Here is a 14,908-nt window from a genome sequence, read left to right on the forward strand (position 1 = left end):
AGAGGCTATTACTATGGAAATCAGGGATACCTTTGCGTTGCTTGCTTGCGCTCTGTTGGTGCTTTGCGGAGTGACTTACGGGATCAAGTTTCTTAAAAAACAGAATTATCTGCTCGGTTTCGAGTGGCTGATCGTTGCCTTCTCCGGGTCGAATCTTCTGATATACCTCCTCACTGAGTGGAAGATTAACTACAGCATCTCATTCTTTCTCGATGCCTTTTCCCGCGGGTTCGGTGTACCAATTGTTGCCACTCTTGGCCTGATGGCGGTCACCCATAATTACAAACCATCGGTCTCCAAGGATGTCATGATATTCGCGGCTTCATTCGCTGCCACCTTCGTGCTCGTTCTGGCTGACTTCGTTCGCGAGCCGCTCCCGTACTTCTATGTGATCATGTGGTCGGGCTACACGATTTATCTCGCCTATTTCACCTGGCAACTGGTTTGTGCCGGAGAGAACCTGCACGCCCTGGCCACGGCGGTGGGTGCTGCGGTCGCCCTGGTCGTGGCTCTCGTCTATGACTTCTTCCCGATCCCGGGTGACGACACCAAAATGGTGTTCATGACCTTTGCCTTGACCACTTGGTCTTACACCATGGTCCAACTGTATTACGCCTATGGCGCGCTTGCGCGCGCGATGGGAGGTTCGTCTCGATCGCTTGTGCAGGCCCGCTGACCGATTTGCGAGCTGCATGGAATGAGCCGCCATTTTCTGGCGGCTCATTCTTTTACTCCGGCCTCTCTGTAGATCCGGGGGAGTTCTGTCTTTCGAATGGGAATGTGGGGCAGGTGAGCGTCCATGCCCACCTTCACGAACAACGGATTACTTGGCTCTCGGGGGCGAAGTTGGCGTCTGGTTGGCCAGGAAGTGGGCCGTGGCCCTGATCTCCTCCTCCGAGAGTGTGCTGGTCATGGCGTTCATGACCTGGCTGGGGTCCTTGCGTTGCCCCTGTTTGAAGGCGGTGAGCTGGTCTATCAAGTAGCGTTCGCCCTGGCCCGCAATGCGGGGAGCGAGCGGGCCGCCCGACAGACCCTCGCCATGGCAGGCGGCGCATCCCCTGGTCGCGACTGTGGCTTGTCCGCGTTGTTCCAGCGGTTCATCGCGGCTGGGGGCCTCTGTCCCTTCCGGCTGCTGACGCGCGAAATAGTCCGCCAGGGACTTGATTTGATCTGCAGTCAGATTGGCCGCGAGCGGGCTCATTTGCGGGCTGTGTCGACGCCCTTCGGCGAAGGCGTGCAACTGGGCTTCGATATATGGCGCGGGTAGACCGGCCAGGGAAGCATACTGCGCGTCCCGGGGCTGGCCATTGGCGCCGTGGCAAAGTGCGCAGGAATCCTGGATCTGTGGCCAGGCACCGCCATTGGCCTCGTAGTTGGCATAATGCTGGTCGAGGGCGTCCATGAAGCGATAGCCCGCCACCATCTCCGGGCCATATATCACGCTCGATACCGCCAGGGCCGCCACAGTTACGACCGCCCCAATCACAAATGCTCGCTTCATCACACGCGCCTCCGGCGTTGAACCAGCGCCTGGAGCGCCTCGAGTGCTGCCCGGTGGCCGGCACGGATAGCACCATCCATCGAGCTGGCCCAGAGATCGGCCGTTTCAGTGCCCGACCAGATCAGACGGCCGGCCGACGGTTTCAGGTACTGACCCCATTTGGTCAGAAAACCGGGTGGTATCGACGCAACGCAGGTGAGGGTCCAGGGATCGACTTTGCCCCAGTCGTGGTCGTGGAACTGGATGGGGTGCAGCGCCTCATCGCCCATTGCTCGCGCATAGATGGCTGACAGGGTGCTTTGGGCGGCGTTGGCATCGTGGGGCAATTGGCCGCTTCTGACGAAGGCGCTGAGGACACCGACGCTGCCATCCGGGGGCGAGTTGTCATAGGACAGGATCAGCGGTCCGTCGGCTTGCGTGATCTGGCCGTTCAGGCCCTTGTCCCGCCAGAACGGACGCTCGTAGACATGCACGGTCTTGCGCATGGGGGCATGGGACGGCCAGCGGCGCTGTAACTGCGCCCGCCCGTCGGGGAGGGGCGGATCGAAGCTGATCTGGTTGCACAAGGCCGGGTGCAGCGCAGCAATGACCTGTCGGGCGCGAATGACGCCCTGGTCGGTATGCAGTTCGACCACATCTTGGTCCCAGCCGACGATCTTGCGCACCGGGCAGGACAATTTGACCTTGTCACCCAGTGCCTCCGCCATCTTGATACTGAGGATCTGTGAGCCGCCGACGAAGCGAGTTTCCTGGGCGCCGCCCTTGAACCCCTCGAGTTTTTCCATGCGGCAATCGGCGGAATTGATGAGGGACAAGTAGTGCAACAGCGCCAGGACTGAGGGAGGGGTACCCGTTGTCAGGCCGATGGAGGTATCGAAGCCGAGCTTGCTCTCATTGCTGACTCCCTGCTGCGCAAGCCACTCCCCGACCGACAGTTTGTCCAGGGCGGCCGCATCCGTCGCGGTCCATGGCTCCTTGCTAGGCACTCCCCGTGCCAGTTCATTCAGCTTCTCGACTATCGAGGCATTGGAGTTCTGGCCTTTGGTCAGGTCCTGCTCGAATTTGGCGTCACCCACCAGGTAGACGTTTTTGCCCTGGTACCAGGTCGGGAAGGTGTCGATCTCGAGTTCACGGGCCAGGTCGAAGATGGCCGTCTGGCCGGGGCCGATCCACTCGCCGCCGGCTTCCGACACAACGCCTTTGCCCAGGTCGTGGTTGTAGGTGCGCCCACCGACACGGTCCCGGGCCTCAAGTACGACGAAGGACTCGCAGCCAGCGCGGCGCAGGTCCCGCGCCGAAGTCAGGCCGGCCAGTCCTGCCCCGATGATGGCTACGTCAAGGATGTCGTCCTGGCCAGCATGTAGCACCTGAGCCGTGGCCCGCCCGCTCAGCGCGATCCCTCCGATCAAGGTGGCGCTTCCAATCGCCTGAAGCAGCAAGCGTCGCTGGCGCGCTGGCAGCGACAATTCATCGTTATCTGAATCCATCTTCGCCTCTGTCATATCTATTGTGTATTTTTACATAACAGTTGTTATGTAAAAATACAGCACATTTGAAACCGTGCAAAGCAGAATAGAAGGCGTTTGGTTTTAAGGAGGGTGGAGGACGACGCAGGCCTTGGCGCCGGTGGGGTGGGCCGCGGCATGATAAGGGCAGGTGGCCTGCTGGATAGGGCGGTCAGAACATGGCAGCCGGTGCCAATTAATGGCCATTGCAAGAAAGCGCGGTGCGCAGCCCTGACCTGATGATTCTGGAGAAGCGCGCTGCCCGTGAAGGCCAACTCGGCTGCGCGCGTCAACTGCTTTACTTGGCGACTGCCTTTCTCTTGGAAGATGGTTTTTGCGGTTGGGGTGGAGTGATCAAGGTCATGAGGGCATCGAGAAGGGATTGACCTCGGCTCGAACCGAACCGTTCAGGTTCGATCGGCAACATCATCATCCATCCATCGCTGATCGCGCTGAGCTGATCGGCGAGCAGTTCGGCGGGGATATCGTCTCGGATTATGCCTTGGCTTTGCCCTCTCTCCAGTACCGATGTAAATACCTGGCGGAACCTTGCATATCGTTGCTTGATGACGCCGGCGAAAGCCGGTTCGTGCCTTGCGTAGCCAAGCAATTGGAGCCATGCGAGCCATGCGTCCGGCTCGTCGGTGTTCGTCCAGTCGAGCCATTGTTCGATGAGAGCCTTGATATCGATCCGCTCCTGGTTGTTCTCCAGCAAAGTATCGATCTGGTCGAACAGGCTCTGTGCGACAGCGGTGATCATCTCCTCCTTGTTTGCGAAGTAGTAGGTCACCGCTCCCGTCGTGCACCCGGCGTGCTGCGCCACTTTGCGCATCGAAGCTCCGGCATAGCCCTCGCGTGCGATCACCGCGATCGCCGCTGCCAGCAACTCGGCCCGTTTCGCCTTGTGGTCGCCTACGGGCCGACCCCGGCGGGAGACCGGTTCGGATTCGCTATCAATCGCTTGAGAGCTTCTGTTCATGGGAGGCTGGGGTCGTGAATCAGGCATAGGAAATGGGTAATTTTCGCTGGCTCAATTGATCGGAGTAACAGTTGCAATGAAAAAGCTGCAACCTGCTATTAGCGGCTCAGCATATGGAATTTATTAGAAGAAAGCACCCATGCAAGACTCGATACCGGGGCTCTCCCGAAGGGCGCATCAGCGGCCTTCGGGAGAGCCGCGCGATGCATCAGTCGTCCGCGCGGAAGATCACTGGAGCGATATTGGTGAAATTCGCCACGTCGCCGAGAACCTCAGCCGTCCTGGGGGAGGTGAGCGCGGCATCGATTCCGGTCTGATTGTTGAAGCGCAGAATCACCAGGCCTGCCAAGGGCTGCGGACCGACGGCCGGAAACAGGATCTCGGCCGATTGCAGTCCAAACTCACCCCATGCGGAGCGCGCAAGCGGGATGTGGGTGGAAAGGTAGTACTCCCGGTCGAATTTCGCATCTTCGGTTAAGGGGTAGCTCACGATAAGGGTAGCCATGGGTAGTCCTTGCTCTTGTTGTGATGGGGTAGAGAGGGCATGACGCGCGCCTCGGCAACCTGAGGCGCGATGTTTTTGTGAAATCAGCTTTCGCCGCAACCCACGACCGCAACGGCGCGAATTTCCACGCGAAGCCCGGGAAGGGCCAGTTGCGAGATGCCGATGGCGGTCCATGACGGATACCGGTCGGGGAAGTACTGGTGCTTGACCTGGATGAATGCGTGCGTGTCAGCTTGAAGCTCAGTATGAAATGTCATCAGCTCGACAACATCCGCCAGGGTCGCGCCCGCCGCCTCAAGGGCGATTTTCAAGCCTTGGAAGGCTAGGTGCGCCTGCTCTTCGATACCGTTGCCCGGTGTCATTGTGGCGTCGATTCCGACCTGGCCGGAAACCCAGATCATGTCCCCGACACGCGTCGCTTGCGGAAAGTGATAGTTATCGTAGAACACTTGGGATTGGGGAGGGGTGATGGTTTGCCGTTTCAGGTTCTGGGTACTCATTGCTTGATCTCCGATCATACGAGCTGGCGGAAGGTGGGGTGGCGGAAGGGTTCTCCCGGCTTCAAGGTCATCAATTCTTCGGTGAAGAGAACGCCTTCCTTCGGATAACCCGCATCACTGTGGTCCGGCAGGGGGTTAAAGGTTGCGTCGTCACCAAAGAAGCGGAAGACAAAGGTGTGGCGATCCGGGAAGACTTCGTCGACCGGCGCGCCGCCGTGTAGCGAGCCGGGATGGAGCACGACCACATCCCCGGGCTCCGTTGCCCACGACAGAATTTCGTACGCATCGGGCGCCTGCTCGCGCTCAGCCTCGATATCGGGAAGGCGTGGCAGCGTGCCGCCTCCATGCAAGGGTTGGGTTGGGTCGTTCGGGTCGAGGAAGGTGGTGCCATCAAAACGCGTTCCGCGGTGTGAGCCGCGAATGATCTCCAATGCATTCTGCTTGGGAACGGATTCGAAGCTGATCCATGCATTGCCCCAATGCATGCCGGCCCAGGGCAAATAAGAGGTGTCCTGATGCCAGAGTGTGCGCGAACCGCGTCCGCCGGCCTTGAGGAACACTTCCTCGGCGAAATACCAGACGTTTTCGGAACCCCAGAGGTGTGCGAACAACTGGCCAAAGGGGAGGGAAGACACCAATTCCTCCAGGCGCTCCTTGGCGAGCGGATTGGCGTTGTCGACGTGCGACTGCTGCAAGGTCCCATCGAACATTCGAAACGCGTTGGGGCCGTGGTTCTCGACTGCCCAGTCATAGGCAGTCCGACACTGAGCTAGTTGCTCCTCGCTCAGAAGTCCTTTGATCAGGACTGCTCCGTCTTCCTGGAATGCCTTGCGCAGAGAGTCTTGCATAGCGGCTTTCTCCCACGAAATTTTACTAAGGTGAGATTGATCCTAGCAGCCAGGCCTATTTAACGCAACACTCGTTACGGTAATTAGAACTGGCATCGAATGTGCCAATTTCCTGGATGTGATGGCGCCGGCTATGGGCAACTTTTCCCTTCAAAAAAGTTGCCGGTTCGCTGCCGTATCAATTAGGCCACTCGAACAATCGGCGAGGATCTATGCGTGGCGCAAAGGGGGGCGCTAGAAGAAGCAATAGAGACGTAAGCCTCTATCAGATTCGAGTCCTTGCCGCTGGAGAGGTACTGTTAGGCGCCGTCGCAGCCTATCACCGGCATTGCCAATATCGAGGGGGGCGGACAGGCTTGCCCGCATTAAAACCTAATGAATTCTTTTTGTTTTCTAACGACCGTCGAAGTAGAGCCTTCGTGGATGAATGGACGAGTAGTCGTCAAACGAGCTCAATAACATGGAGTTTCCCACAATGTCGTCGATGCACGACTGGCCGATCAGGGTCGAGTTTTGCCTGCCGTCACCGTCGGCTATTGGCCGATTCTGTTGAAAAGTCGACCATGGTTTGCGCAGCAGAAAAGTATGCGTCCGAGATTGAAATCTTTACTTTCGGCAGAGGCTTCCGGGCTCGGATTTCACGTAGCAGTGTGCAAAAAAGGCGTCTTCACCAGTCAAAGATCAGGGAGTTTGGGCAGACCGACTGTTTTCAACAGAATCGGCCAGAAGCAGCCACTCCCGTGTAGTTGCACGCTTATCTGACCGGCGATTGAGTTGCTCGGCTTTTTTACCGGAGGTCCCGAGTTCAATCGGATCCGTCATGTAGAACAAACAGGCAGGTATGAGGGCGAGGTTCAATCTGCCTGTACCGATCAGCCATGATTTTTAGAAATGGATTTCAGCGGTCTTGAGGCCCAAGTCTCGAAGCTCGGCGATCAGGTCATCCAGATGCCCGAAAGACTCGACTTCCTCGTTGTCATCAACCAGGAAATAACTTCTCCCGGCGTCCTTCTTGAAGAACACGATCCACTCCTTGGGGTTGGTCGGATTCGCGATCACATGGGTGTCAAAGGTCACGCCTTCGGCGTGTTTGCTTCTCACAGCTTTACGATTCATGTCAGTCACCACGCTACACGCGCTTTCAAGATTCTCTATTTGCAGTGCATGCCCGCCCAGCTCCATCTGAACTTTCACTATAGACATCTCCAGCCGCACGAAGCGGTGGATCAAGGGCATTTCAATTATCACTGTATGTTAATATTATGCACATGCATCCACTGAGGAGCTAGCCATGATTGCGATAGGTGAGGCATGGAAGGCGGGGTTGTTGAGGCGAGAGCATTGGCTCCGCAATTTGGTGTCTGGCGTGATCGTCGGGGTCGTGGCGCTCCCCCTTGCCATGGCGTTTGCCATTGCATCTGGCGTCAAGCCTGAGCAAGGCGTCTACACCGCAATCATCGGTGGCCTGCTGGTTTCACTCTTTGGCGGAAGCCGCTTGCAGATTGCCGGGCCGACAGGTGCGTTCATCGTGATCTTGGCGGGGGTCACCGCCAAGCATGGTGTTGACGGTTTGCAAATCGCCACGATGATGGCAGGGGCCATGCTGTTATTGCTGGGGATGGCCCGCCTCGGTGCAATCATCAAGTTTATCCCTGACCCGGTGATAGTCGGATTCACTGCGGGCATCGGCGTGATCATCTGGGTCGGACAGTGGAAAGACTTTTTCGGTTTACCGAAGATCAGTGGAGAGCATTTCCATGAAAAGCTCTGGCATTTGCTCCAGGCGCTCCCGGATCTTCACATGGCCACGAGCCTGCTGGCGGTACTTAGTCTTTTCCTGGTCATCACCGCGTCCAAAGTCCCCGGACTCAAACGGCTACCTGGCCCATTAGTCGCAATGGCGGTCGCTACAGCGATACAGTCAACCTTTCATTTCGAGGGGGTAGCCACGATCGGCAGCGCATTTGGGGGAATACCTCAAGGCCTTCCAGCGTTGAGCCTGCCTGAAATCACGTTGTCTCGCGTCATCGACTTGATTGGTCCGGCGTTCACTATCGCCATGCTTGGAGCAATCGAATCACTGCTGTCCGCCATGGTGGCCGATGGCATGGCAGGCACCAAGCACGACTCCAATCAGGAGCTGATCGGTCAGGGAGTGGCTAATCTGGTCACGCCATTGTTTGGCGGTTTCGCAGCGACCGGAGCCATTGCCCGTACTGCAACCAATATCCGTAATGGCGGCACGAGCCCGCTGGCCGGCATTACGCACGCGGTCACCCTGGTGCTTATTGTTCTGTTCCTGGCACCTCTGGCCTCAAACATCCCACTGTGCTCCCTGGCCGCCATTCTTTTCGTGGTCGCGTACAACATGAGCGAGTTGAAGCACTTCAAACGCATGATCCAGCGGGCCCCACGCGCAGACGTAGCTATCCTGCTCATCACCTTCAGCCTCACAGTGTTCAGTGACCTGGTGATCGCCGTGAATATAGGCGTCATTCTTGCGATGCTGCACTTCCTGCGCCGCATGGCCTCATCTGTGGAGGTGCAACAGGTCGTCGAGCACGAGCTTGAAGAAGAACTGAGGGCCAATGGGCACACTCGTCTGCCGCCAGGGACATTGATTTATACGATTGAAGGGCCATTGTTCTTTGGCGCGGCAGAGACCTTCGAGCGTGTCTTGGCACAGACCCATACCGATCCACGTCTGCTGATCATTCGCTTGAAGCGTGTACCGTTTATGGATATCACTGGCTTGCAGGTGCTGGAGGAAGTCATTCAGCAACTGCACAAGCGCAACATCGTGGTGAAACTCTGCGAAGCGAACGCGAAGGTGCTCCACAAGCTCGATAGGGTGGGTATCCTGCAGGAAATCGGCACGGAGCATTACCACGCCGACTTCAACACCGCACTGGCTGAAGCGGTCGGTATTGCAGAGGGTCCGTCGACCCTCTAAAGGCTTACCGCCCGTGTCAGGTCATGATTTGGTGCTGGCGGCATGCTTGCTCTTGGTCGAATAGCTGGCACCGTGGGCGTCCAGGTAGTCACGAATCAGTTGGCGGACAACCTGTGAAGACGTCAGGTCTTGTGCCGCACAGAGTTCCTCGAACGCTTTTTTCTTGACGGGATCAATGAGCACAGTGAGGCGCGCAGTCTTGCTTTCCATGGGGGTATTCAATCGCTCAAGTCGCTAGATGTTAATCAAATTGTAATTGCCTTGTCCGGTGCTGTCACTGTGCTGCTCGTTACTTGGACTTTACCCACAAGAAAAGATTTGGCTCCCATGGTGTCTGCGTTTTTACACAGCCCGGGCCGATTGCTGCCGTTGGCGAACAACAGACCTCCAGCGAATGCTTATCCAAAGTTCTTAGCGGGCCTGCGCCTGGTCCGCTCTCCCGTGAATGCGGGGGGCGGACCAGGCGCAGGCCTGATACCAATTGGCGATCAATAATTCCAGAAGGCGGCAATCCAGCGGAAAACGTCACCGTCGACGGCCACTCGGCCGACCGAGGGGAAGGGCAGGTGAGTGGCGACAAACAACTCGCCGCTCGCCGCCGCCTCCTGTAGCAGGCGGACTCGAACGCGAACCGATTCCTCGGGATCGTGCTCGAAGCCGTTGTGCCAGTCGGGATGCTCGAAGGCCACCGGGAACAGGGCGTCACCGGCGAAGGTCAGGCGCTCGCCGCCGGAGGTAACGTAGACCACGCAGTGCCCGGGAGTGTGACCGCCAGTGAGTTTGGCGACCACGCCCGGTGCCACTTCATGCTCATCCTCGAAGATGTGCAGCTTGCTGTGGTACTGCTCCATGAACTGATTGGCGGTTCTGCGCAGGACGTCCGGCACCGGTTGCGGCATCGAGGTGTGGGAGAAATCGGGGGTTGTCCAGAAGGCGACTTCGGTGGCTGTGACGTGGATGCGCACGTCGGGACGCAGGCGGTTCTTCACCTCATCGACGAGCAGCCCGCCGATATGGTCCATGTGCATGTGGGTGATCACCACGTCGGTGATTGACGCGAGGTCGATACCGGCGGCTTCCAGTCGCTTGGGGAACTGCCCGGCTCGCGGAAAGCCGGGGAACTGGCCGCCCAGCCCGGCGTCGACCAGAATGGTCTGCTCGCCGCTGCGTACCACCAGCACGTTCAGTGCCCAGTCGAACATGTCCGGCCCGAGGTACATGTCCTTGAACCAGGCCGCGCGGGCAGCCGGGTCGGCGTTGGTGGACATTGTCTCGGTCGGCAGCGGCAGCACTCCATCGCTGACCACCAGTACGTCAATCTCACCGAGCCGCAGTGCGTAGCGCGAAGGAACCAGTTCCTCGGCATCCGCTTGCTGGTGGGGGAAGGATTTCAGAGGCATGTTCATGGTCATTCTCCTATTGCTTGGGTCGAATACATCAGGCGAATGTCGCTCTCGCGACGGCAGAGACGGCGCTAAGCGGTCAGGCCACCGGGATCAGGGGGTCGGCTGCGGCCAAAGCGGTGCGTCGGTCGGCGGCCGGGGGGTAGATCCAAAGGGTGTTGATCTGCGTCTTGAGTTCCTTGGCTTCCTCCTTCACCAGTTTCAGCTGACGATCCCAGCCTTCGGTGTACACCGCGCCCCAGGCACCCAGGTCCAGGCAGGTCACGTACTTGGGCTGGCGGTAGAGAGTCGGGGGTACGCCCAGCAGGTCGGCAGCAGCGTTATTGCCGGCGTGGCGACCCAGGCTGATCGCGTGCTGGCAGGACATCGCAGCGAAATTGCCGATATCGTCGGTGGCCGCGTAAGCCACATCGCCTGCAGCGAACACGTTGTCCTGGCCACGGACCTTCAGGTTGCCGTCAACGTGCAGACGGCCCTGGCCATCGCGCTCGCCAGTGAGCTGTTCGGTGAGGGGACTGGCGCGGAAACCGACGGTCCAGATCACCGTGTGGCTCTCGATGTGTCGGCCGTCGGCGAGGGTTACGCCTTTGGCGTCTATCGAAGCAACCGTTGCGCTGGTGATCCACTCGATGCCCAGCTCCTCGGAGGCCTCGACAATGGAAGGACGAATGCCATCGCCCATAGCAGCTGCAATGCGCTCACCGCGGTCGACGATAATCACTCGTACGTCCTGATCTGCACCCAGCACGGCGCGCAGGCGGGCTGGCATTTCGGTGGCGGTCTCTATGCCGGTGAAGCCGCCACCGGCGATCACTACCGTGTTGCGGGCGCGGCTCGCAGGTTGGTTGCCGAGCGACATCAGATGACGCTCCAGGCGTGCGGCAGACTCGATCTGGTCGACGTTGAAGGCGTGCTCGTTGAGGCCCGGCACCGGGGGACGTGACAATTGGCTGCCGGAGGCCAGCACCAGCCTGTCGTAGGTCAGTTCGGCAGGACGGCCGGCCTCGTCACGATAGCCGACGTGGCCGGCTTGCTCGTCAATGCGTTCAGCGGTGCCTTTGACGAAGCGCACGTTCACCGCGTCGAGCAGGGCATCCAGCGGGGCGAACATGCTGTGCACATCGGGCTCGTAAAAGCGCGGGCGAATGCGCAGTTCGGCTTGCGGTGCCAGCAGGGTGATCTCCACATCCTGGCGGTCATGCATGTCCAGCAGGCGGGCAGCGCTCAAGGCACTCCACAGACCTCCGAACCCCGCGCCAATAACCAGAAGTTGCTGTTTCATGATGTGCTCCTGACTCGAATGAATGAAACTTGAAGGAGTGGCTTCAAGCTCGGCGTGACAATGAATGGCGCCACGAAATACAAGCGGTGTTGTTCTGTTTCCAGTTATCCGCTGTGGATTCATGCTATGGGAGCGAACGTCGAGGTGCACTTCTCCATCGGTGTGCGAGAACTATGCATCCGTTGAAGAAAGTTATACGAAGGTATCGGTCAGGAACTTGGCCAGGGAATTCAGTGCACTTGTCGCAGGGCGGCTTCGACACAATCCAGTAACTGTTCGGCTGCGAACGGCTTGGGCAGGCAAGCGATCACCCCGGGCATGCTCGACGTGATGCGCGGCTTCTCGCCCGGGTAGGCGGTGATGAAGATCACCGGGATGTGCAGGCCACGGGCGCGCAATGCCTCGTAGAGCTCCACGCCACACATGCCGGGCATCTGGATATCGGAGATCAGGCAGTGGGCTTGTGCCGGACCGTCGGAGTCGAGGAACTCGCGGCCCCCGTCATAGGTGCGCGCCTGGTAGCCGGAGGCGCGTAGAAGGCCTTCCAGGGCGGTGCGAAGGGATTCGTCGTCATCGACAACTGCAATGACGGCCCTATTGCGGATTTCAGTCTGTTGGATCATTTGGGGCACTCGTGGCGGCGCCTGCCGTACTTGCAAGATACGCTGTCGCCCGAGTCGGAGAAGTATACCTAGGTATAAGTGAACAAAACTTAAGTGTAGAAATTCTGACTGGAAGTCTGCTGCTCATGATGTTTGCTGCAGAAAGTTCGAGAGGAAAATACGCAAGTATAAGTTCGCACGCCCGAGGGATGCTTTCATTGACCCCATGAACTAAAGACTCGCCCGCTTTGCCTGAATACGCTGAAAATACATCGCAGACCCCGACTTTTTATTCGGTTGCGACGAGGCGTTGTTCGAATCCGACTTTACCAGGTGGGTAGGCAAAATGAACAGAAACGATCTACGGCATGCCGACATCAATCTGTTGGTTGTCTTCGAAACCATGATGCGTGAACGCAACGTCACCCGGGCGGGCGAGCGCCTGTTCTTGTGTCAGACCACCGTCAGCAGCGCGCTTGGGCGGCTCCGGTCCATGTTCAATGATCCGCTGTTCATCCGCACCGGGCGGGTGATGGAGCCCACGGCCCGAGCGGAGGAAATCCACGCGCGACTGGCGCCTGCGCTCGAAGGTATTGCCCTTGCCCTGAGTTGCAGCCAGGCGTTCGATCCGCGCACCAGCGATGCATCCTTCCATGTCGGGCTCTCCGACGATGTCGAGTACGCGCTGCTGCCAAGGTTGATGAAGCACCTGCGCATTGAGGCGCCCAACGTCACGCTGGCGCAGCAGCCGGAACGCCCGGTGGTGCTGGCCGTGGCCTGAGGATGGGGCTTCAGCCTTCACGGGTAAAGCGGCTGCGGTAGTCGCGCGGCGAAATCGACAGGTGACGCTGGAAGGTGGTGCGCAGCCTTTCCTCGTCGGCGAATCCGCAGGCGCGGGCGATCTGCTCGATGTTGCACGGCGAGGTCTCCAGCAGACGCTTCGCCGCCTCCAGGCGCAACAGTTCGATGGCCTTGGCGGGCGTGCGCCCGGTGTGCAGCTTGTAGACTCGGGAGAAGTTGCGCAGGCTCATCTTCGCCTGTTCCGCCAGGCGCTCCACGGTCAGCTCCGGTTCGCTCAGGTTCTCGGCCAGCCACACGTGCAAATCGTCGAATACCGGACTGTCCTGCGCTTGCATCTGCAACAGCGTGCTGTATTGCGCCTGTCCACCCGGACGCCTGAGGTATACCACCAGTTCGCGGGCCGCCTGCATGCTGACCTCGCGGCCGCAGTCCGCCTCCACCAAGGCCAGTGCCAGATCGATGCCGGCGGTCACACCCGCCGAGGTCCACACCGCGCCCTGCTGGATGAAGATCGCGTCGGCGTCCACCTCCAGGGCGGGGAAGCTCTGTTGCAGCGCGTCGCACATGGCCCAATGGGTGGCGGCGCGGCAGCCGTCGAGCAGGCCGGCCTTGGCCAGCAGGAAGGCGCCGCTGCAAACCGAGGCCACGCGGCGTGCGTTGGGCGCTTCACGATGTAGCCACGCCACCAGCCCGACGTGGCTGTCCAGGGTTTGGCAGATATCGGGAGCACCGGGAACGATGAGGGTATCGATTGCTGCGAGATCGAGATCGCCAAGCGAACAGGTGTCCACCGCCAGACCCTCGACGGTGCTCACCAGGCCGCCATCGAGACTCGCCGTGCGCAACCGGTAGCCGGGCAACCCGCGCTGGGAGAGCGCCTTGCTGGCCGCCCAGAACACCGTCTGTGCGCCACTGAGATCGAGCAGGCCCATCTGCGGGTAGGCGACGAACACCACCTCGCGCTGGCCCGGCCAGGGCTGGTGGTGTGTCGAGTGGTGCATGGTGGGGGAGTTCGTCATTAAATCCTGCCTGTTCGAACGGCGGCTGAGATAGGGTCTGCACGGGGGGGGCAAGCGCGCAAAGCTGGCCGTTTTTCAGGGGGTTTTGGCCTAACGGTGGCTCGCGTCGGCGTGCTAGTTTTGTTCGCAACGCAAGTCTTGGCGCCACCGCGCGCGTGCTGACGCTGACTCCCGAAACACTGGCCAGGTTGCGGATGACCGTTTGGCTGGCGCATTGCTGCGGGTGTCATCATGGACTATCTTTTTTGACCTGCAAACCGCGCATGGTGCGGTCCCGCTAAGGAGGCAAGATGACTTCGTGGTCGTATTCCAACCCGCCGCAAGGCCCGCGGGCTCCCAAGGAGCCGGTGGTCTATGTGGTCGATGACGATGAGTCCATGCGTCTTGCGCTCGATGGGTTGCTGCGCTCGATCGGCCTGCAGGTTCAGACCTTCGAATCCTCCCAGGACTTCCTCACTTTTGCCAAGCGCGACGTGCCCGGTTGCCTGATTCTCGATGTGCGCCTGCGCGGCGAAAGCGGCCTGGCATTCCAGGAACAGATGGAGAAGAACGGCGTTCGCATTCCCATCGTGTTCATGACCGGCCATGGCGATATCGCAATGACGGTCAAGGCCATGAAGGCCGGCGCGGTGGACTTCCTGGCCAAACCGTTCCGTGATCAGGACATGCTTGACGCCGTCGCCAGTGCCCTGGAGCGTGACAGCGAACGCCTGCTTGCCGAGCAGTCAGGCGCGGCCCTGCGCACCGCCTTCGAGGCGCTGACCCAAAGAGAGCGCGAGGTCATGCGCTTCGTGGTGGCTGGGTTGATGAACAAGCAGATTGCAGCGGAGCTCAACCTGAGCGAAGTGACTGTGAAGGTCCACCGCGGCCAGGTGATGAAGAAGCTGGGCGCGCGTTCGGTTGCCAGCCTCGTGCGCATGGCCGAGACGCTGGGCGTCGAACCTTCGCGCCGGGCAATCTGAGCGGGTCGCGCGCCAAATTGCCAAACACGCCGCAGGCCACAATTGCGA

At 59.5% G+C, this 14,908-nt stretch carries 15 protein-coding genes and 1 pseudogene; 4 read left to right on the forward strand and 12 right to left on the reverse strand.

Annotation, left to right across the window (positions count from 1 at the left end; all coding sequences use genetic code 11):
* Positions 1–13 precede the first annotated feature (13 nt).
* On the forward strand, positions 14–676 hold the full coding sequence (locus KGA83_RS27520) for a hypothetical protein (protein ID WP_223531331.1): 663 nt from the start codon (positions 14–16) through the stop codon (positions 674–676).
* 147 nt (positions 677–823) lie between these two features.
* Here KGA83_RS27520 and KGA83_RS27525 read toward each other — a convergent pair whose 3' ends face one another.
* The 7 genes from KGA83_RS27525 to KGA83_RS27555 form a co-directional block, all read right to left on the reverse strand.
* Positions 824–1,501 (reverse strand): c-type cytochrome, encoded by a 678-nt coding sequence (locus KGA83_RS27525; RefSeq protein ID WP_108217630.1) that lies wholly within the window; start codon positions 1,499–1,501, stop codon positions 824–826.
* Entirely contained in the window at positions 1,501–2,988 is a 1,488-nt protein-coding gene (locus tag KGA83_RS27530; protein WP_108217629.1) for a flavin monoamine oxidase family protein, read from the reverse strand. The genes KGA83_RS27525 and KGA83_RS27530 overlap by 1 nt, the downstream gene beginning before the upstream one ends.
* A 316-nt stretch (positions 2,989–3,304) precedes the next feature.
* Positions 3,305–3,985: a TetR/AcrR family transcriptional regulator gene (locus tag KGA83_RS27535; protein ID WP_223531332.1), complete on the reverse strand. Its 681-nt coding sequence runs from the start codon at positions 3,983–3,985 to the stop codon at positions 3,305–3,307.
* Positions 3,986–4,193: 208 nt separating this feature from the next.
* A complete protein-coding gene (locus KGA83_RS27540) occupies positions 4,194–4,490 on the reverse strand; it encodes an EthD family reductase (protein ID WP_223531333.1) in 297 nt (98 codons plus the stop codon).
* An 83-nt stretch (positions 4,491–4,573) separates the two neighbouring features.
* Entirely contained in the window at positions 4,574–4,990 is a 417-nt protein-coding gene (locus KGA83_RS27545) for a RidA family protein (RefSeq protein ID WP_108217836.1), read from the reverse strand.
* Between the two features lie 14 nt (positions 4,991–5,004).
* Positions 5,005–5,838 carry a phytanoyl-CoA dioxygenase family protein gene (locus KGA83_RS27550; RefSeq protein ID WP_223531334.1) on the reverse strand — a complete coding sequence of 278 codons (834 nt, stop codon included), beginning with the start codon at positions 5,836–5,838 and terminating at the stop codon, positions 5,005–5,007.
* A gap of 885 nt (positions 5,839–6,723) precedes the next feature.
* Entirely contained in the window at positions 6,724–6,954 is a 231-nt protein-coding gene (locus KGA83_RS27555; RefSeq protein ID WP_177413253.1) for a hypothetical protein, read from the reverse strand.
* Between the two features lie 175 nt (positions 6,955–7,129).
* On the opposite strand from KGA83_RS27555, the gene KGA83_RS27560 reads away from it, so the two are divergent.
* Entirely contained in the window at positions 7,130–8,791 is a 1,662-nt protein-coding gene (locus tag KGA83_RS27560) for a SulP family inorganic anion transporter (protein ID WP_223531335.1), read from the forward strand.
* Between the two features lie 21 nt (positions 8,792–8,812).
* Here the strand turns inward: KGA83_RS27560 and KGA83_RS27565 are convergent, their stop codons facing one another.
* The 4 genes from KGA83_RS27565 to KGA83_RS27580 all read right to left on the reverse strand — a co-directional run bounded on the left by KGA83_RS27565 (position 8,813) and on the right by KGA83_RS27580 (position 12,099).
* Positions 8,813–9,001, reverse strand: coding sequence for a ribbon-helix-helix protein, CopG family (locus KGA83_RS27565; protein ID WP_223531336.1), 189 nt, complete (start codon positions 8,999–9,001; stop codon positions 8,813–8,815).
* A 278-nt stretch (positions 9,002–9,279) separates the two neighbouring features.
* A complete protein-coding gene (locus tag KGA83_RS27570; protein ID WP_223531337.1) occupies positions 9,280–10,197 on the reverse strand; it encodes an MBL fold metallo-hydrolase in 918 nt (305 codons plus the stop codon).
* A gap of 76 nt (positions 10,198–10,273) precedes the next feature.
* Positions 10,274–11,476: an NAD(P)/FAD-dependent oxidoreductase gene (locus tag KGA83_RS27575; protein ID WP_223531338.1), complete on the reverse strand. Its 1,203-nt coding sequence runs from the start codon at positions 11,474–11,476 to the stop codon at positions 10,274–10,276.
* A gap of 230 nt (positions 11,477–11,706) precedes the next feature.
* Positions 11,707–12,099, reverse strand: a complete 393-nt coding sequence (locus KGA83_RS27580) for a response regulator transcription factor (RefSeq protein WP_223531339.1) — start codon at positions 12,097–12,099, stop codon at positions 11,707–11,709.
* Positions 12,100–12,424: 325 nt separating this feature from the next.
* Between KGA83_RS27580 and KGA83_RS27585 the strand changes: the two are divergent.
* Positions 12,425–12,817, forward strand: a pseudogene (locus KGA83_RS27585) (LysR family transcriptional regulator); the annotation flags it as partial.
* A 52-nt stretch (positions 12,818–12,869) separates the two neighbouring features.
* Here the strand turns inward: KGA83_RS27585 and KGA83_RS27590 are convergent.
* Positions 12,870–13,880 (reverse strand): GlxA family transcriptional regulator, encoded by a 1,011-nt coding sequence (locus KGA83_RS27590; protein ID WP_223531340.1) that lies wholly within the window; start codon positions 13,878–13,880, stop codon positions 12,870–12,872.
* A gap of 308 nt (positions 13,881–14,188) precedes the next feature.
* Between KGA83_RS27590 and KGA83_RS27595 the strand changes: the two genes are divergently transcribed.
* On the forward strand, positions 14,189–14,860 hold the full coding sequence (locus tag KGA83_RS27595; protein ID WP_223531341.1) for a response regulator transcription factor: 672 nt from the start codon (positions 14,189–14,191) through the stop codon (positions 14,858–14,860).
* The last annotated feature ends 48 nt before the right edge of the window (positions 14,861–14,908 follow it).

Origin of the sequence: Pseudomonas sp. GL-R-19, from assembly GCF_019956375.1 — a bacterium.
Lineage (GTDB): Bacteria > Pseudomonadota > Gammaproteobacteria > Pseudomonadales > Pseudomonadaceae > Aquipseudomonas.